This is a genomic window from Lentzea chajnantorensis, from assembly GCF_054300775.1.
In genome coordinates this window covers 1,109,814-1,128,285 of the sequence record NZ_JBSDZT010000002.1, presented here as the reverse complement: position 1 = coordinate 1,128,285, position 18,472 = coordinate 1,109,814, and the positions used below count along the sequence as shown (strand labels likewise).

The window sequence follows — 18,472 nt, the reverse complement described above, 5'->3', positions numbered from 1 at the left end:
TCCCGTAGCCTGGTGCCCGTGAGTAGCGGAGTTCACGCCGCCCTGGTCCCCGGCGGTGTCATCGGCAACGGCCGGTACCGGCTGCTCGCGCAATCCGGCTCCGACGCCAGATCCAACGCGGAGCTGTGGCGTGGCCGCGACGGTCAGCTCAACCGGGACGTGGCGCTGACCATCCTGCTCGGCGACCTCGCGGACAACGAGGCCGCCGCCCGTGCCCGCCGGACGGTCGAACGCGCGATGCACGCCGCGTCGTTCACGCACCCCGGCGTGTCGCGGGTGATCGACGTGCTGACGCCGGGCACCGGCATCCGCCCGGACGAGGGCATCCTCGGCATGGTCGTGGCCGAGTGGACCCAGGGCACCGACCTCATGGACCTGATCGCGGAGGGCCCGCTGCCCGCGGGCGCCGCGACCAGGCTGCTGGAACCGCTGGGCGCCGCCATCGAGGGCGCGCACCACGCCGGTCTCGTGCTGGGCGCCGACCACCCGCAGCGCATCCGGGTCACCTCGGACGGCCGCCTGCGCCTCGCGTTCCCCGGTCCGCGACCGGACGCCATCGCGCGTGACGACGTCAAGGGCCTCGGCGCGATCCTGTACCTGCTGCTCACGGGCCGGTGGGCGCTGCCGGGCGGGCCAGCCGACGTGCCGCTCGCCCCGACCGGTCCCGACGGCACCGTGATCGCCCCCAACGCGCTGCACCCGTACCTGCCCCACGAGCTGTCCTCGGTCGCGGTGCGCTCGCTGGAGGACACGTCGGTGGGCGGCATCCGCACGTCCGCGGCGATCCTCCAGGTGCTCGACCAGATCGCGGCGGAGGAGGCCGAGACCTCGCTGATCCCGGCCGTGGGCACGACCTCCTCGTCGAAGGACGACGAGGTCGTGTGGACGACCCAGCGCCCGGTGCAGGACAAGCAGCAGAAGAAGAAGCTGTGGATCAGCGTCGGTGTGCTCGCGGCCGCGACGGTCGCCGTCATCGTGTGGCTGAGCATGCAGATCGTCGGGTTCTTCAGCGACGAGCCGACCAAGGGCGGCGGCCCGACGGTGGTGGTCAACCAGCCGGGCACGAACGGCCAGACCGCCGAGGCGCCGAAACCCGCGGGACCGGTGCAGCCGGGCCGGATCGGCGTCTACGACGTGACGAACCAGCCGGACAGCGCGAACCAGGCGAGCCGCGCGGTCGACAACAACGCGAGCACGTTCTGGCGGACGGACAACTACTTCCAGCAGTTCCCCGCGCTGAAGCCGGGCATCGGGCTGATGGGGTCGTTCGCGGAGCCGGTGCGGCTGGCGTCGATCACGATCACCTCGCCGAGCGAGAAGACCCACGTGCAGATCCGGGTGGCGTCGTCGCAGGACGCGCCGCTGGAGGAAACGAAGATCATCGGCGAGGGCGACCTGTCCAACGGGCAGACCCAGATCCAGCTGGCCGAGCACGAACCTGCCGCGCACGTGCTGATCTGGATCACGCAGCTCTCCAGCCCCGGCGCCGGCAAGAACCAGTCGGAGATCCGCGAGATCCTCTACACCCGCGCTCAGTGAGCGCACGCGGGGAGCTTTCGTACTCTCCTGGCGCACGAAGGGTCCCCGCGTGCGATCAGCGGTGATCCCGGGCAGATCGGCTGTGACCAGCCTCGCTATCCTCGGGCCGTGACCGCCGCAGCCAGCTCGGACGCCGACCTCATCTCGGCCCACGCCGCAGGTGACCCCTACGCGTTCTCGGAGTTGGTGAAACGGCACCGCGACCGGATGTGGGCGGTGGCGCTGCGCACGCTGCGCGACCCGGAGGAGGCCGCGGACGCGCTCCAGGAGGCGTTCATCTCGGCCTTCCGGGCGGCGTCGTCGTTCCGCGCGGAGTCACAGGTCACCACCTGGCTGCACCGGATCGTGGTGAACGCGTGCCTCGACCGGATGAGACGGCGACAAACAAGACCCACGGTGCCGCTGCCCGAGGCCGGTCCCGGCGAGCCCGTCGCACCCCGTGACGCGATGAGCGACCGCGAGACCAGCCTGATCGTGCAGAAAGCGCTGATGGAGCTGCCGGAGGAGCAGCGCGCCCCCATCGTGCTGGTCGACGTCGAGGGCTACTCCGTCGCGGAGACGGCGAAGCTGCTCGGCATCGCGGAGGGCACGGTGAAGAGCCGGTGTGCGCGAGGTCGCGCCAAGCTCGCCAAAGTTCTCGGGCACCTCAGGAACCGAGTCGCAGATGCGAACGTCCCAGCTGACGGTGTGAATGTGCAAGAGCAACGTCAGTGGGAGGGCCGATGACCGGCATGGAGCGCGTGCCGATGGGTCCGCCGTGGTCGGTTGACCTCATCGCGGACCTGCACGCGGGCGTGCTGCCCCCTGAGGTCGCCGCACAGCTGCGCCCGCGCGTCGAGGCGGACCAGGAGGCCCGCGAGATCCTCGACGCGCTGGACGCGACGCTGGCGGACCTGGAGGCGTTGCCCCCGATCCCGATGCCCGACCACGTGGCGGCGCGGATCGACGCGGCGCTCGCCGCGGAGGCCAGGCCGGTCGCACCCGTCGTGTCGCTCGACGAGGCCCGCAAGAGGCGCAACCGCAGGATGGGCCTGGGCGGCGGGGTGCTGGTCGCGGCCGCTGCCGCGTTCGGCATCGTCTTCGCGATGTCGCCCGGCGGTGACCAGGCGAACAACCCGCCCGCCGCGCAGCAGACCAAGCCGACGACGACCACGAACCCCGCGGCCGAACCGCCGCTGGCCGTGAAGGAGTCCGAGCTGGGCGCCGCGGTCGGTGACGTGCTCAAGGCGCAGAACTACGGCCCGCTGGAGACCCAGGACCGCCTGGCCGGCTGCCTGCAGGGCGGTGGCATCGCCAGCTCGGCGAAGCCGCTGGGGATCAGCCCGATCACGCTCGACGGCAGGAACGCGGTGATGGCCGTCCTGCCCGCAGGGCTGGGCCAGTACCGGCTGGTCGTGCTGGACCCCGACACCTGCGGACCGGACAAGCCGGAGGGCGTTCTGGCGAACACCACCATCGGCCAGAGGTAGCGCCGGGATCGATCACGGAGGTGGTCGCTCAGATCACGGAATTAGCTGCACCTACGATCCGTTGAGCCAGTCAGACGACGAGATCGAGGAGTTGCCGGGACCGTGAGCGTGCGCAACGTGATCATCATCGGATCGGGTCCTGCGGGCTACACCGCGGCGGTCTACGCCGCACGCGCGCAGCTCGAGCCCCTGGTCTTCGAGGGCTCGCAGTACGGCGGCGCCCTCATGACGACGACCGAGGTCGAGAACTACCCCGGCTTCCGCGACGGCATCATGGGCCCCGAGCTCATGGAGCAGATGCGCGAGCAGGCGACGCGCTTCGGCGCCGAGCTGCGGGCCGAGGACGTCGAGTCGGTCGAGCTGACCGGCGAGGTCAAGAAGGTCGTCGCGAACGGCGTCACCTACGAGGCCAAGGCCGTCATCCTCGCGATGGGCGCCGCGGCCCGCTACCTGAACATCCCCGGCGAGCAGGAGCTGCTCGGCCGCGGTGTGTCGGCCTGTGCGACCTGCGACGGGTTCTTCTTCCGCGACCACGACATCGCGGTCGTCGGCGGCGGTGACACGGCGATGGAGGAGGCCACCTTCCTCACCCGCTTCGCCAAGTCGGTGACGGTCATCCACCGCCGCGAGGAGTTCCGCGCCTCCAAGGTCATGCTGGAGCGCGCCCGCGCCAACGAGAAGATCAAGTGGCAGCTGAACACCCAGGTCACCGACGTGCTGGGTGACGGCACCGTGTCGTCCATCAAGGTCAGGGACACGCAGACCGGCGCCGAGTCCGAGCTGCCGGTGACCGGCTTCTTCCTGGCGATCGGCCACGACCCTCGCTCGGCGCTGGTCAAGGGCCAGGTCGACCTGGACGAGGAGGGCTACGTCCTGACCAAGGGCAAGACCTCCTACACGAACCTGGACGGCGTGTTCGCGGCCGGCGACCTCGTCGACCACGAGTACCGCCAGGCGATCACCGCCGCCGGCTCCGGCTGCAGCGCCGCGATCGACGCGGAGCGGTGGCTGGCCGAGCACGGCGAGGAGCACGCCGAGATCGCCGCGGAGGCGGTCGGCGGCGGCTACGGCAAGAGCAGCTGAAGTTCCTCTGCACGGACCTTCTGACTTCGGAACTAGGGAGAGAACCATGGCAGGCGCCACCGTCACGGTGACCGACAAGTCGTTCGCGGACGACGTGCTGACCAGCGAGAAGCCCGTGCTGGTCGACTTCTGGGCGACCTGGTGCGGCCCGTGCAAGATGGTTGCGCCGGTGCTGGAGGAGATCGCCGCCGAGCACGGCGAGAAGCTCACCATCGCCAAGGTCGACATCGACGCCAACCCGTCGATCGCCCGCGACTACCAGATCATGTCCGTGCCGACGCTGATCCTGTTCCAGGGCGGCCGTCCGGTGAAGCAGATCGTCGGCGCGAAGCCCAAGGCCGCGCTGCTGAACGACCTGGCCGACGTGATCGGCTGACGACCGACGTGGTTGGCTGATCACGCAGTCAACCACTCGCGTGCAACGTGCAACGTGGCCCGCCCGTCTATCGATAGGACGGGCGGGCCATGTTCGTGAAGGCGTGCCTCGAAGGTGATCCAAGTACGACTGTGAGTAGCCCTGCATCGATCACTAAGAGCAGCAGGGCACAATGAGGGCTTCCCACCTACCGCGCCGACAGCGATCGGCGCCCTAGTCGAGCGAGGGTGCATGCAGCTGCTCCGCCGCGGGGACGTCGGAAGTGATGTTGCCGAGATCCGGTCGACCCTGACCAGGCTCGGACTGCTTCCGCCGGCCGACCCACAGGCGCCGCCGGAGTTCGACCAGCAGGTCGAGCACGCCGTGCGCGCGTTCCAGCAGCAGCGGGGGCTGATCATCGATGGCATCGTCGGCCCGGCCACCTACCGCTCGCTGCGGGACGCGACCTTCCGGTTGGGGGACCGGCCGCTCGCGTTCCTGATGTCGCAGCCGACGACCGGTGACGACGTGCTGATGTTGCAGGAACGCCTGCTCGAGCTCGGCTACGACGCCGGCCGGGCGAACGGCGTGTTCGGTCAGCAGACCGAGCAGGCGCTGAGGAACTTCCAGCGCGACTACGGCCTGATCGTGGACGGCATGTGCGGTCCGGACACGGTGCGCGCGTTGCGCCAGCTCCAGCCGAAGGTCCGCGGCGGGCGTCCGGTGCTGCTGCGCGAGCAGGAGCAGGTCCGCACGGCCGGTTCGCGGCTGTCGGGCAAGCGGATCGTCATCGACCCCGGTCACGGCGGCCAGGACCGCGGTGTGGTCGTGGACGGCGTGTCCGAGTCGGACCTGATGCTGGACCTGGCCCGTCGCCTCGAGGGCAAGATGGCGGCGACCGGCATGGAGGCGCTGCTCACCCGCGGGCCCGCCAACTGCCCGGACGAGGCCGAGCGCGCGCGCTTCGCGAACGAGGCCGGCGCCGACCTGATCCTGTCGCTGCACGCGGACGGCAACTCGTCGCCGAACGCGCAGGGCGTGTCGACGTTCCACTACGGCACCGGCAACGGCACGTCGTCGACGGTGGGGGAGGCGCTCGCCGGGTTCATCCAGCGCGAGGTCACCGCCCGCACGTCGATGGTGAACTGCGGTTCGCACCCGAAGACGTGGGACCTGCTGCGGCTCACCCGCTGCACGGCCGTCCGCGTCGAGGTGGGCTACCTGACGAACGCCGAGGACCGCGCCCGGCTGGCCACGCCCGGCTTCCGCGACATCGTCGCCGAGGGCATCCTCGTGGCCGTGAAGCGCCTCTACCTGCTCGGCAAGGACGACCAGCCGACGGGCACGTTCACGTTCAACGACCTGCTGCGCTACGAGATGTCGAAAAGCTAGCCGTTTCACACGTCACGCGGGGGCCCCGCGTTCCCCTGGAGGGAACGCGGGGCCCCCGCGTGACATCTCAGGCCGGGCGGAAGCTGGGTTCCGCGGTGGAGACGGTGACGCTGTTGAGGAGGCGTTCGAGGGCGGCCTCGACGTCTTCCTTCCAGGTGATGGCGCTGCGCAGCTCCAGGCGCAACCGGGGCCAGCGCGGGTGCGGCCGCACGGTCTTGAAGCCGACGCTCGTGAGGAAGTCGGCGGGCGTGACGCAACTGCTCGCCTCGTCGTCCGGCCGCATGTCGCCGAACGCCTCGACCGCCTTCACGCCGCGCCGGGTCAGGTCCTTCGCCACGGCCTGCACGAGCACGCGGCCGAGTCCTCCGCCGCGGAACTCGGGGAGCACGTCGAGCGACGTCAGCAGGACCGCGTCCGGGCTGACCGGCGAGGTGGGGAAGGCAGCACTGCGCGGCACGGCAGCGGGCGGTGCGTAGAACGCCGAACCGGCCGGAATGCCGTCGCAGTAGATGAGACGGCCGCACGAACCCCACTCGAGCAGGACGCTGGAGACCCAGGCTTCCTTCTCGAACTCCGTGTCCCCGTACTCCTCGGCCTGTTCGCGCAGGTGAGGGGCCAGTTCCCAGAAGACGCACGTTCTGCTGTGCTTGGAGAGATGCTCCAGGTTGTCCAGCGTGACGCCCACGACGCGACGGGACACCCCGACCTCCACCCGTTAACACACACAGTGAACCCACACGAGCGTAGGCGAATGTGACGGAACCGGGAAGGCGCGTGCCCTGAACGGGACGACGGTTACACTCGCTCGGGACAATTCCCATTCAGGAGTCCCTCATGACGATGCCCGGACAGCCCGCCAAGCAGGGCCCCAGAAGCCTTGACCCCCACCTCCGCCGCTACGCAGCGCGCACGGCAGGGATGACGGCATCGGAGATCCGGGCACTTTTCGCAGTCGCGTCACGTCCCGAGGTGGTCTCGCTGGCGGGCGGCATGCCGCACCTGGCCGCGTTGCCGCTGGACTCGCTGTCCGCGGAGATCGGCCAGCTCGTCGCCACCGAAGGTCTCGTGGCGTTGCAGTACGGCTCGGCGCACGGTGTTCCACTGCTGCGCGAGCAGATCTGCGACGTGATGGCGATGGAGGGCATCAACGGCCACCCGGACGACGTGGTGGTGACGGTCGGCTCGCAGATGGGCCTGGACATGGTCACCCGGATCTTCTGCGACCCCGGTGACGTGGTGATCGCGGAGGGTCCGTCGTACGTGGGGGCCCTCGGGTCGTTCACGGCCTATCAGGCGCAGGTCGTGCACGTGGCGATGGACGCCGATGGGCTCGTGCCCTCGTTGCTGCGAGAGGCGCTGGAAGCCTGCAAGCGCGCCGGGCAGCGGGTGAAGTTCCTCTACACGATCCCGAACTTCCACAACCCGGCCGGCGTGACGCTGGCGGTGTCGCGACGGGCTGAGATCCTCGAGATCTGCCGCAGCTACGGCGTGCTGGTCGTGGAGGACAACCCGTACGGGCTGCTCGGGTTCGACGGGCAGACGTACCCGGCGCTGCGGTCGATGGACCCTGACAACGTCGTGTACCTCGGGTCGTTCTCGAAGACGTTCGCCGCCGGTCTGCGGGTCGGCTGGGTGCTGGCCCCGCACGCGGTGCGGGAGAAGCTGGTGCTGGCGGCCGAGTCGGCCACCCTGTGCCCGCCGACGCTGAACCAGATGATCGTGTCCCGGTACCTGTCGACGCAGGACTGGAAGGGTCAGATCAAGACCTACCGCGAGGCCTACCGCGAACGGCGGGACGCGGCGATCTCGGCGCTTGAGCAGCACATGCCGCAAGGTTCCACGTGGAACATCCCGGATGGCGGCTTCTACGTCTGGGTGACCGTGCCGGAGGGCATCGACACGAAGGCGATGCTGCCGCGTGCCGTGACCGCCCGCGTGGCGTACGCGTCCGGCACCGGTTTCTACGCGGACGGCTTCGGCTCCCGCCAGCTGCGCATCTCGTACTGCTACCCGACGCCGGAGCGCATCCGGGAGGGCGTCCGCCGCCTGGCGAACGTCATCGAGGACGAGATGCAGCTGGCCGCGACCTTCGGGGCGACGACGGGCCGGCAGCTGTCCGGTCCGCAGACCCCGTCGCCCGACACCGCCTGATCCTTGGAGTTGTGCTGTGGCTGACCGCATGGTCGCTGTGCTGTCCGGTGGGCTTTCCCACGAACGCGAGGTCTCGCTCCGCTCGGGCCGCCGGCTCTCCGCCGCGCTGCGCTCGGTGGGCGTCACCGTGGAGGAGTGGGACGCCGACGCCTCGTTGGTGACGCGGCTGCGCGAGCACCGCCCGGACGCCGTCGTCGTCGCCCTGCACGGCGGTGAGGGCGAGAACGGCTCGGTGCAGGCGATCCTGGAGATGCTCGGCGTGCCCTACGTCGGCACGGACTCGCGTGCGTGCCGCCGGGCGTGGGACAAGCCGACTGCGAAGGCTGAGCTGGCCCGTGCGGGCCTGGCGACGCCGGAGTGGGTGGTCCTGCCGCACGCGACGTTCCGGGAGCTGGGTGCCAAGCCGGTGCTCGACGCGATGGTGTCGACGCTGGGGCTGCCGTTGATGCTCAAGCCGGACCAGGGCGGCTCGGCGCTGGGCGCCCAGGTGGTGCGGGACGCCGCGGAGCTGCCGCCGGCGATGGTCGGCTGCCTCGCCTACGGCGACACCGTCCTGGCCGAGCAGTTCATCGCCGGCGTCGAGGTGGCGGTCTCGGTGGTCGACGGTCCGGACGGGCCCACGGCACTGCCCGCCGTCGAGATCGTGCCGGAGACCGGCGTGTACGACTACACCGCCCGCTACACCGCCGGGCTGACCGACTTCCACGCGCCGGCCCGGCTGGACCCGGCGGCGGCGAAGGCGGTCGGCGAGCTCGCGGTCGCGGCCCACCGGTTGCTCGGGCTGCGGGACGTGTCGCGGACCGACGCGGTGGTGGCGGAGGACGGGACCGTCTACTTCCTCGAAGTGAACGTGTCGCCCGGGCTGACCGAGACCTCGCTCCTGCCGATGGCCGTCGAGGCGGCGGGGCAGTCGCTGGGGGAGATCTACGCGGGCTTGGTGGAGCGCGCCGTCGCTCGCTGAGGCCCTCTGTCGACAACGAAAACAAGTGACGCCCCGTATCCTCTCGGATGCGGGGCGTCATCGTCACCGTGACACAAGGCCCGTGGGTGATCCTATGGGCCTACTCCGAAGTCCGAATTGTCGGATTCGAGTTCATCAGGCCGACGATCCGTTCAAGATCGTCGACTGACCCGAACTCGACGACGATCCGGCCCTTCCGCTGCCCCAGTTCGACCTTCACGCGGGTGTCGAAGCTGTCCGAGAGGCGCTCGGCGAGCTCCTGCAGACCCGGCGCGTGCAACTGCTTGCGCGGGGCCTGCTTCGCCTTCGCCGGCTTCTCGTTCTTGGCGATCGTCACCGCTTCCTCGGTCGCGCGGACCGACATGCCCTCCGCGACGATCCGGGCGGCGAGCTCCTCCTGTGCGCCGGCGTCGTCGAGACCGAGCAGTGCGCGGGCGTGGCCGGCGCTGAGCACGCCCGCCGCGACCCGGCGCTGAACGGGGAGGGGGAGCTTGAGGAGGCGGATGGTGTTCGTGACGACGGGGCGGCTGCGGCCGATGCGGTCGGCGAGCTCCTCGTGCGTGACGCCGAACTCCTCCAGCAGCTGCTGGTAGGCCGCCGCCTCTTCGAGCGGGTTCAGCTGGACGCGGTGAATGTTCTCCAACAGCGCGTCGCGCAGCATCACGTCGTCGGCGGTCTGCCGCACGATCGCCGGGATGGTCTTGAGCCCGGCCTGCTGGGTGGCCCGCCACCGGCGCTCGCCCATGACGAGCTCGTAGGTGTCACCGCCGAGCTCGCGCACGACGATCGGCTGCATGAGCCCGAACTCCTTGATGGAGAACGACAGCTCGTTGATCGCGTCCGGGTCGAACACCTGGCGCGGCTGCTTCGGGTTCGTCCTGATCGCGGTGACCGCGATCTCCCGGTAGACAGCGCCCGCCACTTCGCCGACGGGGGACTGCTGGTGCTGTTGCTGGGCCTTGGCACCGTTGCCCGTCAGCACGGGCTTGATGGCGCTGGGCGCGCCGGGTGGCGGACCCTGCGGGATCAACGCGGCCAGGCCGCGCCCGAGTCCCCCCTTGCGCTGTTCCGTCATGCGCCCTCTCCCTTGGCCCCGCGCTGCGCGATCTCCTTGGCGGCGTCGAGGTAGCTCATCGACCCGCGCGAGCCGGGGTCGTACGTCAGCACCGTCTGCCCGAAGCCCGGCGCCTCGCTGACCTTCACGCTCCGCGGGATCACCGTCCGCAGGACCGTATCGCCGAAGTGGCTGCGCACCTCGCTCGTCACCTGGTCGGCGAGCTTGGTGCGGCCGTCGTACATCGTCAGCAGGATCGTGGAGATGCCGAGGTCCGGGTTCAGGTGGTGCTGCACGAGCTCGATGTTGCGCAGCAGCTGGCTCAGCCCCTCCAGCGCGTAGTACTCGCACTGGATCGGGATGAGCGCCTCCTGGGCGGCCACCATCGCGTTGACGGTCAGCAGGCCGAGGCTCGGCGGGCAGTCGATGAAGACGTAGTCGGGCTGGAGCTCGTCCAGTGCCTCCGGGCTCAGCGCCTCCTTGAGGCGCGACTCGCGGGACACCATGGACACGAGCTCGATCTCGGCGCCGGCGAGGTCGATCGTCGCGGGCACGCAGTAGAGGTTCGGGGACGTCGGGCTGACCTGAGCCGCCTCGGCGATGGAGATCTCGCCGATGAGCACCTCGTAGACGGACGGCGTGCCGGACCGGTGCTCGACCGAGAGCGCCGTGCTCGCGTTGCCCTGCGGGTCGAGGTCGATCACGAGCGTCTTGAGCCCGTGGATGGCGAGTGCGGCGGCGAGGTTCACCGTGCTCGTCGTCTTGCCGACGCCACCCTTCTGGTTGGCGACGGTGATGACCCGCCGGTGCCTCGGGCGGGGGAGCAGGGACTCGTCAGGGTGCAGCACGTTTGCCGCACGAGCCGCCTCTTCTGCAATCGGGGTCCACACCACGGCGCTGTCATCTCCGTTTTTGGTCGGCTTCGGCTTCGGCTGGGATCCAGTTTCACGTGAAACGTCGGCAGTTTGGAACTCCGGGTACACGCTCACCGATCCCTTCGCGTCTGGCGCTCGACGATGAGCACCGTCGTCGGCACCTCAAGTACGTCCGCTCCCACGACGACGACATGTCCGTTGACGCCCCCAAGACGCCGCACAGCTGTTCCGTCGCGGTCCAACTCCTCCTGCGCGCGCTCGCCCTTGAGCGCCACCATCCGCCCGCCACCCTTGAGCAGGGGGAGGCACCACCGCGCGAGCTTGTCGAGCGGAGCAACAGCTCGCGCGGTCACCACGTCACAGTTCTTGAGGCGGTCCTTGACCGGACCCTCCTCGGCCCGCCCGCGGACCACCGCCACGTTGCTCAGGCCGAGCTTCTCGACGACCTCTTCGAGCCACGCGATCCGGCGCGCCATCGGCTCCAGGAGCGTGACCCGGAGATCGGGTCGAGCAATCGCCAGCGGCACCCCCGGCAGTCCGGCACCGGAGCCCACGTCGACAACCCGCTCGTTCGGCTGGATCACCTGCTCGATGACCGCCGAGTTGAGCACGTGCCGATTCCAAATCTTGTCGACCTCACGGGGCCCGATGAGCCCCCGCTCGACGCCGTGCTCCTCCAGGAGCCTGACGAACTCGGCGGCACGCTCGACGTGCTCACCGAAGACGAGCTTCGCGTTGTCGGGCAACTCCCCGGCCATGTTCTCCGTCCGACGTTTCACGTGAAACCACGCGGCGGCGGCGTTCCGGCGGCCGGTGGAAAAGCTGGCGAATGCCAGGGCACCATCATGACGGATGCACCGTGTGCTCCGCCAAATCCTGAGCACCGTTTCACGTGAAACTTGAGGCAAATCGTGAGACCACCCATCCACACCGTCTCCTGGGACGGTCCGGGCGCCATCTCGACCATGGCGCACCCACCCGGCGGCATCCCGATCGAGGACCGGACGGCGTGGAGCCGACGGAAGCGTGGCGGCTGATCTCAGAGGCAGGCGGGCTCTCGATGCCGGACACGGGTGAGTAGTCGAACTGGCAGGAGACGTGGCGGGCGGCGCGGGTCAGGAAGTTTCACGTGGAACGGCGATCACTGCGTTGACTGGCCGCGGCGGAGTCTTCGGGCGCGGCGGTCGCCAAGCGCCAACGAGCACAGCGGGGAAGACAGCGGGGGAGCGCAGCGTCCGCGGGGAGGGTCCCCTCCCCGCAGCTCCCTCCCCGGAGACAGCGAACGGCCCCTGGCTCCAACCGGAACCAGGGGCCGTAGGGCCGAACCTTCAGAGCATCACGGCTTCGGGAAGACGATGACCCGGCGCTGCGGCTCCTCGCCCTCGCTCTCGCTGTGCACACCCGCGACCGCGGCCACGGCGTCGTGCACGACCTTGCGCTCGAACGGGGTCATGGGATGCAGGCGGGCGCGCTCGCCGGATGCGGCGACCTTCTCCGCGGTGGTGCGGCCGAGTTCGGCGAGCTCGGCGCGGCGGCCGGCGCGCCACTGGGCGATGTCCAGCATCAGGCGGGAGCGGACGCCCGTCTCCTGCTGGACGGCGAGGCGGGTGAGCTCCTGGAGCGACTCGAGCACGTTGCCGCGGGGGCCGACGAGCTTCGAGAGGTCCTCGCCGCCGTCGATGCTGACGACCGCGCGGCCGCCCTCCACGTCCAGGTCGATGTCACCGTCGTAGTCCAGCAGGTCCAGCAGGCGCTCGAGGTAGTCACCCGCGATGTCGCCTTCCTGGACGAGCAGGTCCTCGGTCTTGCCCGGCGACTGCGACTCCGACTCTGACTGCGTCTCCGACTGCGGCTCGGCCTCGTCCGACGACGACGCCTCCACGTCGGTCGCCTGCAAGGTCTCCGACACGATGTCTCCTCTCCGGGGCGAACGCCCGAAATCAGCGGCGCTTCTTGCTGCCCGGCTTCTTGCTGGTGGATCGGCCTGGGGTCAGGCCGGGAATCTCGGTGTTGGAGTTGCCGTTCACGTCGGCCGGGGAGTCCGGCTTCTGCGCGGCCGGCGAGCCGCCGGGGCCCGCGGTCGGCATGCGCTTCGCACCGTTGGCCGGCTTGACGCCGGGTGCGGGCTTCTTCGGGTTGACCGGCTTCACGCCCGGCTTGGGAGCGAGGGCCTGGCGGGTGGTCACCGCGGTGGCCTTCTTCTCCTCTTCCTCCGCGTCGATGCGGCGGTAGACGACGTACTGCTGGCCGAGCGTCCACGCGTTGTTGGAGAGCCAGTACAGCAGGATCGCGACGGGGAAGAAGAAGCCACCGACCAGGACGCCGATCGGGAACAAGTACAGGGTCAGCTTGTTCATGATGGCCGTCTGCGGGTTGTCCAGCGCGGCCTGGTTCTGGCGGGCGACCGAGTGGCGGGCCGTGAAGTGGGTCGCGATGGACGCCACGATCATCAGCGGCACGGACACGAGGATGACGTTCAGGCGCTCGGTGCCGAACTGCGCGAGCTGGTCGGCCGGCATCGTGATGAACGTCGACAGGTTGGTGCCGAAGAGCTTGGCGTTGACGAACGAGTCGACGCCCTGCTTGTCGAAGAAGTAGACCTCGCCCCAGCCGGGCTTGAACGACCGCAGCACGTGGAACAGACCGATGAACACCGGGATCTGCACCAGCATCGGCAGGCAGCCGCCGAGCGGGTTCACGCCGTGCTCGGACTGCAGCTTCTGCATCTCCTGCGCCTGGCGCTGGCGGTCGTTCGGGTACTTCTTCTTGATCTTCTGCATCTCCGGGGCGAACTCCTGCATCCGCCGCATGGAGCGCACCTGGCCGACGAACGGCTTGAACAGGATGGCGCGCAGGGTAAAGACCAGGAAGATGACGGACAGCGCCCAGGCGAAGCCGCTCGACTCACCGAACACCTTGCCGAACACCCAGTGCCAACACCACAAGATGAAGGACACCGGGTAGTAGATGAAGTTGAGCACGAGCTACTCCTCGGTGGATACATCGGGGACCTGCCGCCTCGGCGGTACCGGGTCCAGGCCTCCAGGGTGCCAGGGTCCGCAGCGCAGCAACCGGCGGATGGTCAGCCAGGTTCCGCGGAACGCCCCGTGGACGGTCAACGCCTCCACCGCGTACGCACTGCAGCTCGGGTAGAAGCGGCACGTGGGCGGCAGCAGGGGCGAGATGAAACGCCGGTAGAAATGCACCGGCAACAGCGCGACCTTCGCGGGCAACGTGGTCATCGCAGCACCTTCCGCAGAGCGGAGGAGAAGTCGGCGGCCAGGTCGGCGCTCGACGCCACCGCTGCAGAAGGCAACGCACGCACCACGACGAGAGTTCCGGCGGGCATGCCGGAGAGGTGTTCGCGCACCACGTGCCGCAGGCGGCGGTAGACGCGGTGGCGAACGACGGAGTTGCCGACGGCCTTGCTCACGACGAAGCCCACCTTGGACGAATCCAAGGTGGGCACGTCTGGCGTCAAGGCGTGGACGACCAACCGGGGCCGTCCAGCGCGGCGGCCTCGGCGAACCACCAGGCCGAAGTCCTGGCTGCGGGTGAGCCGGGCGGCCGCTGGAAGCACGACGACGCTGCGCTTACCAGCTGTCAGGCAGACAGCGTGGCACGGCCCTTGCTGCGGCGCGCGGCCAGAATGGCGCGGCCGGCGCGGGTCCGCATGCGCAGCCGGAAGCCGTGCGTCTTCGCGCGGCGGCGGTTGTTGGGCTGGAAGGTGCGCTTACCCTTGCTCACGGTCGGTTCTCCCGGTGCTTCACTGCTGACAAAGCCTCTGTGGTCGTCCCCGACGGCAGTAGACGTAGGCGCGCGAAAGGCGCCCGTCGCAAGCGGGAGACTCATCTGAGGGTACGCACCCCCGGGTGCCGCGACCAAATCGGGGTGGGCCAAGCCACGTCTTGTCGGGCGCCCGCACCCTTGTTACCGTTCTTCCCTCGCGCGTGCCGGGCCGGTGTGGGAGCCGCCAGCACCGGCTACACAACGCACCTTTTAGTGCACAGTTGTGGATAACTCTGTGGATACCTCTATTCTCCGTGTCCACATGTGGAGTCACGGACTCCGGTGGAGGGGAGGGGAGCGCGGGGTGTCGAACCAGCAGGTCGACCTTGGTCACGTGTGGGCCGAGGTGGTGCAGGAGCTGGCCGCGAGCCACCTGTCCCCTCAGCAGCGCGCGTGGATGAGGGTCACCCGTCCGATCGGTCTGCTGGACGGGACCGCCCTGCTCGCCGCACCGAGCGACTTCGCGAAAGAGGCGATCGAACGCGCGCTGCGCGACCCGATCACCGACGCGCTGTCCCGCAGGCTCGGCCGTTCCGTCTCGCTGGCGGTGAAGGTCGACTCCCCGGAACCGGTCAGCCCGCCGACCGCGCCGATCTCGGTCCACGCCGTCCAGGCGGCGCAGGTGGTGCAGCCCGTTCCGGTCGCGCCGGTCCCTGCGGTCGTCGTCACCGGCGACACGCCCGGCCCCGTGGACGAGGGTGCGGAGCCCGCGGAGGGCAGCGACTCGGACGAGGTCGACGAAGCCGGCGACGCGCTCGCCGCCGTCACCGAGATCTGGCCGACGTTCAACTCCGCGAGCTCGACCACGGCCGCACCGCCCAACGGGAACATGCCGTACACCCGGCCCGCGAACCCGTCGCCGTCGCAGACCCGGCTGAACGAGAAGTACAACTTCGACACGTTCGTCATCGGCGCCTCGAACCGGTTCGCCCACGCCGCCGCGGTCGCGGTGGCCGAAGCACCGGCCCGCGCCTACAACCCGCTCTTCATCTGGGGTGAGAGCGGCCTCGGCAAGACGCACCTGCTGCACGCCGTCGGGCACTACGCCCAGCGCCTGTTCCCCGGCATGCGCGTGCGGTACGTGTCGACCGAGGAGTTCACCAACGACTTCATCAACTCGCTGCGCGACGACCGCAAGGTCGCCTTCCAGCGCCGCTACCGGGACATCGACGTCCTCCTCGTGGACGACATCCAGTTCCTGGAGGGCAAGGAAGGCACGCAGGAGGAGTTCTTCCACACGTTCAACACGCTCCACAACACGAACAAGCAGATCGTGGTGTCGAGCGACCGGCCGCCCAAGCGGCTGGAGACGCTGGAGGACCGCCTGCGCACGCGGTTCGAGTGGGGCCTGATCACGGACATCCAGCCGCCCGAGCTGGAGACCCGGATCGCGATCCTGCGCAAGAAGGCGGCTCAGGACCGGCTCGCGGCCCCGGCCGACGTGCTGGAGTTCATCGCCTCCCGCGTCGAGCGGAACATCCGCGAGCTGGAGGGCGCGCTCATCCGCGTCACGGCGTTCGCGTCGCTCAACCGCCAGCCGGTCGACATCCAGCTCGCCGAGATCGTGCTGCGCGACCTCATCCCGGACTCGCACGCGCCGGAGATCACCGCCCCGACGATCATGGCGGTCACCGCCGAGTTCTTCGGCGTCTCGATCGACGACCTGTGCGGTCCCGGCAAGACGAAGGCGCTCGCGCAGGCGCGGCAGATCTCCATGTACCTGTGCCGCGAGCTGACCGACCTGTCGCTGCCCAAGATCGGTCAGACGTTCGGCGGCCGCGACCACACGACCGTCATGCACGCGGACAAGAAGATCCGCAAGGAGATGGCAGAGCGCCGGCGCATCTACGACCAGGTCCAGGAGCTCACCTCCCGGATCAAGCAGCGCGCCCGCCACGCTCCCTGATCCCACCTGGGTAAGACGCCAAGGGGTTCCTCCACCGCGGAGGGACCCCTTTTTCTTCGCGCCGCGTCCGCGCCACGCGGTGAGCTCTCACCCAGGCGGGAGCGGCCGCGGGGTCCCCGCACACCCGGGGAGGGGACGGGGGAGCGCCGCGCGACCCGGGTGGAGAGGGGCGGCCGGGCCCGGGTGGAGGAGGCGTGGAGGAGGTCCAATCGGGTGCGGAGCGGGCAACATCGTCTGCCCGCGCACTCGAAGGGGTGGGGACAACTGGAAAAGTGTGAGACCCAGGCCACGATCCGGCCACGAAAGCCTGTTGAACACCCGGGTACAACTGCCCCGCACCCGGGGACGCACCCGGGGACAACTGTGGACGATCTGTGGATCGAGACCTGTGTACAACTGGCTGTCCCCGGGTGCGCCGGTTTGTCCCCGGGTGCCATCCCCCTGTAGTCCACATGGGGTGAGGTGTCTTGACCTGGGCGTTCAAGGGATGTCCACACAATCCACAGCCCCTACTGTTACTGCTGTTGATCTCTTCAAGAGAAGTTCTTCAAAAGCAAAACAGCGTGGACGGCTCCCGGGGATCGGTGCCCGAACCCCGAAGTGACGCGGAGGGCCAGGACGCTCTACCGTGGTGCTCCGCCCTCGGCCATCGAGGACACTCAGGCCGGGACGAGGCTCCCCCACCCCCACTGGCACGTTGTCGTGGTCGGGCTTGTCGACTGTCGAGGAAAGGACGCCTCATGAAGATCCGCGTCGAGCGCGACGGCCTGGCCGACGCCGTCGCCTGGGTCGCACGCAGCCTCCCGTCCCGTCCGCCCGTTCCCGTGCTGGGCGGCGTGCTGCTCGACGCGGAATCGGAAGACTCGCTGACCGTCTCCGGGTTCGACTACGAGGTCTCCGCCCAGGTCGGTGTCCCCGCCACGATCGCCGACGGTGGCCGCGCCCTCGTCTCCGGCCGTCTGCTCGCCGACATCACCAAGGCGCTCCCGAACCACCCCGTCGAGATCGCGGTCGACGGTGCTCGCATGACGATCAGCTGTGGCAGTGCCCGGTTCAGCCTCCCGACGATGCCGGTCGAGGACTACCCCGCGCTGCCGTCCATGCCGCAGCTGATCGGTGAGCTTCCCCGGCGAGGTCTTCGGCGAGGCGGTCAGCCAGGTCGCCGTCGCGGCCGGCAAGGACGACACGCTCCCGATGCTCACCGGCGTCCGGGTCGAGATCGGCGAGGGCAAGCTGACCCTCGTGGCGACCGACCGGTTCCGCCTGGCGATGCGCGAGTTCCCGTGGGAGCCCGACGCGTCCCTCGGCGAGGTCGCCGTCCTGGTCCCCGCCCGCACCCTCGGCGACGCTGCCAAGACGCTCGGCTCCGGCGGCAGCAAGGTCGAGATGTCGCTCGCGGCCAACGACGGGCTGCTCGGCCTGTCCGGTTCCGGCAAGCGCACGACGACCCGCCTGCTCGACGCCGACTTCCCGAAGTACCGCCAGCTGCTGCCCTCCGAGCACTCGGCCGCGGCGATCATCGACATCGACGCCCTGCAGCAGGCGATCAAGCGCGTGTCGCTGGTCGCCGAGCGCGGCACCCAGGTCCGCCTCGAGTTCGTGGACGGCGGCCTGCGCCTGTCCGCCGGTGGCGACGACGAGGGGTCGGCCGAGGAGGAGCTGCCGGTCGAGTACACCGGCGAGCCGGTCACGATCGCGTTCAACCCGGGCTACCTGCTCGACGGCCTCGGTGCCGTCCGCACGCAGAAGGTCCACTTGTCCTTCACCACACCCAGCCGACCGGCGTTGCTGAAGCCGGTGGACGAGGATGGGAACGTGGCGCCGGGCTACCTGTACCTGCTGATGCCCGTCCGCCTTCCCGGCTGAGAAAACCCTTACCGGGTACCAGAAACGTTAGG

General features: G+C 69.6%; 18 protein-coding genes and 1 pseudogene. 10 read left to right on the top strand and 9 right to left on the bottom strand.

Translation table 11 applies throughout. From position 1 onward, the window contains the following. The first annotated feature begins 18 nt into the window (after positions 1 to 18). From ACVDFE_RS06185 to ACVDFE_RS06160, 6 genes are all read left to right on the top strand, one after another. On the top strand, positions 19 to 1,539 hold the full coding sequence (locus tag ACVDFE_RS06185; RefSeq protein ID WP_360393769.1) for a protein kinase family protein: 1,521 nt from the start codon (positions 19 to 21) through the stop codon (positions 1,537 to 1,539). Between the two features lie 108 nt (positions 1,540 to 1,647). Further along, entirely contained in the window at positions 1,648 to 2,265 is a 618-nt protein-coding gene (gene sigM / locus ACVDFE_RS06180) for an RNA polymerase sigma factor SigM (RefSeq protein ID WP_360393766.1), read from the top strand. Next, positions 2,262 to 3,008 carry a hypothetical protein gene (locus ACVDFE_RS06175; protein WP_360393763.1) on the top strand — a complete coding sequence of 249 codons (747 nt, stop codon included), beginning with the start codon at positions 2,262 to 2,264 and terminating at the stop codon, positions 3,006 to 3,008. Before sigM ends, ACVDFE_RS06175 begins: the two co-directional genes overlap by 4 nt. Before the next feature lie 102 nt (positions 3,009 to 3,110). Further along, positions 3,111 to 4,091 carry a thioredoxin-disulfide reductase gene (gene trxB, locus ACVDFE_RS06170; RefSeq protein WP_360393760.1) on the top strand — a complete coding sequence of 327 codons (981 nt, stop codon included), beginning with the start codon at positions 3,111 to 3,113 and terminating at the stop codon, positions 4,089 to 4,091. A gap of 46 nt (positions 4,092 to 4,137) precedes the next feature. After that, complete coding sequence (gene trxA / locus ACVDFE_RS06165) at positions 4,138 to 4,467, top strand: thioredoxin (protein WP_053732153.1); 330 nt, start codon at positions 4,138 to 4,140, stop codon at positions 4,465 to 4,467. Between the two features lie 231 nt (positions 4,468 to 4,698). Beyond that, positions 4,699 to 5,838: an N-acetylmuramoyl-L-alanine amidase gene (locus ACVDFE_RS06160; RefSeq protein WP_360393757.1), complete on the top strand. Its 1,140-nt coding sequence runs from the start codon at positions 4,699 to 4,701 to the stop codon at positions 5,836 to 5,838. A 67-nt stretch (positions 5,839 to 5,905) separates the two neighbouring features. Here the strand turns inward: ACVDFE_RS06160 and ACVDFE_RS06155 are convergent, their stop codons facing one another. Next, on the bottom strand, positions 5,906 to 6,538 hold the full coding sequence (locus ACVDFE_RS06155) for a GNAT family N-acetyltransferase (RefSeq protein ID WP_458429837.1): 633 nt from the start codon (positions 6,536 to 6,538) through the stop codon (positions 5,906 to 5,908). A gap of 134 nt (positions 6,539 to 6,672) precedes the next feature. Here ACVDFE_RS06155 and ACVDFE_RS06150 point away from each other — a divergent pair, with 134 nt between their 5' ends. Further along, positions 6,673 to 7,989 (top strand): aminotransferase-like domain-containing protein, encoded by a 1,317-nt coding sequence (locus tag ACVDFE_RS06150; protein WP_360397097.1) that lies wholly within the window; start codon positions 6,673 to 6,675, stop codon positions 7,987 to 7,989. A 16-nt stretch (positions 7,990 to 8,005) separates the two neighbouring features. Further along, complete coding sequence (locus ACVDFE_RS06145) at positions 8,006 to 8,950, top strand: D-alanine--D-alanine ligase family protein (protein ID WP_360397096.1); 945 nt, start codon at positions 8,006 to 8,008, stop codon at positions 8,948 to 8,950. A 100-nt stretch (positions 8,951 to 9,050) separates the two neighbouring features. Here ACVDFE_RS06145 and ACVDFE_RS06140 read toward each other — a convergent pair whose 3' ends face one another. From ACVDFE_RS06140 to rpmH, 8 genes are all read right to left on the bottom strand, one after another. Then, positions 9,051 to 10,025: a ParB/RepB/Spo0J family partition protein gene (locus ACVDFE_RS06140; protein WP_360397095.1), complete on the bottom strand. Its 975-nt coding sequence runs from the start codon at positions 10,023 to 10,025 to the stop codon at positions 9,051 to 9,053. Beyond that, the gene (locus ACVDFE_RS06135; protein ID WP_360397094.1) at positions 10,022 to 10,897 is read right to left on the bottom strand and encodes a ParA family protein; all 876 of its coding nucleotides are present in this window, start codon (positions 10,895 to 10,897) and stop codon (positions 10,022 to 10,024) included. The genes ACVDFE_RS06140 and ACVDFE_RS06135 overlap by 4 nt, the downstream gene beginning before the upstream one ends. A gap of 92 nt (positions 10,898 to 10,989) precedes the next feature. Further along, complete coding sequence (gene rsmG, locus ACVDFE_RS06130) at positions 10,990 to 11,637, bottom strand: 16S rRNA (guanine(527)-N(7))-methyltransferase RsmG (RefSeq protein ID WP_360397113.1); 648 nt, start codon at positions 11,635 to 11,637, stop codon at positions 10,990 to 10,992. 578 nt (positions 11,638 to 12,215) lie between these two features. After that, entirely contained in the window at positions 12,216 to 12,788 is a 573-nt protein-coding gene (locus ACVDFE_RS06125; RefSeq protein ID WP_360397093.1) for a Jag family protein, read from the bottom strand. Between the two features lie 31 nt (positions 12,789 to 12,819). Further along, positions 12,820 to 13,860, bottom strand: coding sequence for a membrane protein insertase YidC (gene yidC, locus ACVDFE_RS06120; RefSeq protein WP_360397092.1), 1,041 nt, complete (start codon positions 13,858 to 13,860; stop codon positions 12,820 to 12,822). Positions 13,861 to 13,863: 3 nt separating this feature from the next. Continuing rightward, on the bottom strand, positions 13,864 to 14,121 hold the full coding sequence (gene yidD, locus ACVDFE_RS06115; protein ID WP_360397091.1) for a membrane protein insertion efficiency factor YidD: 258 nt from the start codon (positions 14,119 to 14,121) through the stop codon (positions 13,864 to 13,866). Then, positions 14,118 to 14,459 (bottom strand): ribonuclease P protein component, encoded by a 342-nt coding sequence (gene rnpA, locus ACVDFE_RS06110; protein ID WP_360397090.1) that lies wholly within the window; start codon positions 14,457 to 14,459, stop codon positions 14,118 to 14,120. Before rnpA ends, yidD begins: the two co-directional genes overlap by 4 nt. 23 nt (positions 14,460 to 14,482) lie before the next feature. Further along, positions 14,483 to 14,626 carry a 50S ribosomal protein L34 gene (gene rpmH / locus ACVDFE_RS06105; RefSeq protein ID WP_030465619.1) on the bottom strand — a complete coding sequence of 48 codons (144 nt, stop codon included), beginning with the start codon at positions 14,624 to 14,626 and terminating at the stop codon, positions 14,483 to 14,485. Positions 14,627 to 14,972: 346 nt separating this feature from the next. Between rpmH and dnaA the strand changes: the two genes are divergently transcribed. Together dnaA and dnaN are read left to right on the top strand one after the other, a co-directional pair. Next, positions 14,973 to 16,574, top strand: coding sequence for a chromosomal replication initiator protein DnaA (gene dnaA, locus ACVDFE_RS06100; protein WP_458429835.1), 1,602 nt, complete (start codon positions 14,973 to 14,975; stop codon positions 16,572 to 16,574). Positions 16,575 to 17,314: 740 nt separating this feature from the next. Further along, positions 17,315 to 18,440: pseudogene (gene dnaN / locus ACVDFE_RS06095) on the top strand (DNA polymerase III subunit beta). The last annotated feature ends 32 nt before the right edge of the window (positions 18,441 to 18,472 follow it).

Excerpts from the sequence above, each read along its gene's own strand:
- ACVDFE_RS06175 (WP_360393763.1), top strand. The coding sequence starts at position 2,262 with ATGACCGGCATGGAGCGCGTGCCGATGGGTCCGCCGTGGTCGGTTGAC.
- trxA (WP_053732153.1), top strand. The coding sequence starts at position 4,138 with ATGGCAGGCGCCACCGTCACGGTGACCGACAAGTCGTTCGCGGACGAC.
- ACVDFE_RS06160 (WP_360393757.1), top strand. The coding sequence starts at position 4,699 with ATGCAGCTGCTCCGCCGCGGGGACGTCGGAAGTGATGTTGCCGAGATC.
- ACVDFE_RS06150 (WP_360397097.1), top strand. The coding sequence starts at position 6,673 with ATGACGATGCCCGGACAGCCCGCCAAGCAGGGCCCCAGAAGCCTTGAC.
- ACVDFE_RS06140 (WP_360397095.1), bottom strand. The coding sequence starts at position 10,025 with ATGACGGAACAGCGCAAGGGGGGACTCGGGCGCGGCCTGGCCGCGTTG.
- rsmG (WP_360397113.1), bottom strand. The coding sequence starts at position 11,637 with ATGGCCGGGGAGTTGCCCGACAACGCGAAGCTCGTCTTCGGTGAGCAC.
- yidD (WP_360397091.1), bottom strand. The coding sequence starts at position 14,121 with ATGACCACGTTGCCCGCGAAGGTCGCGCTGTTGCCGGTGCATTTCTAC.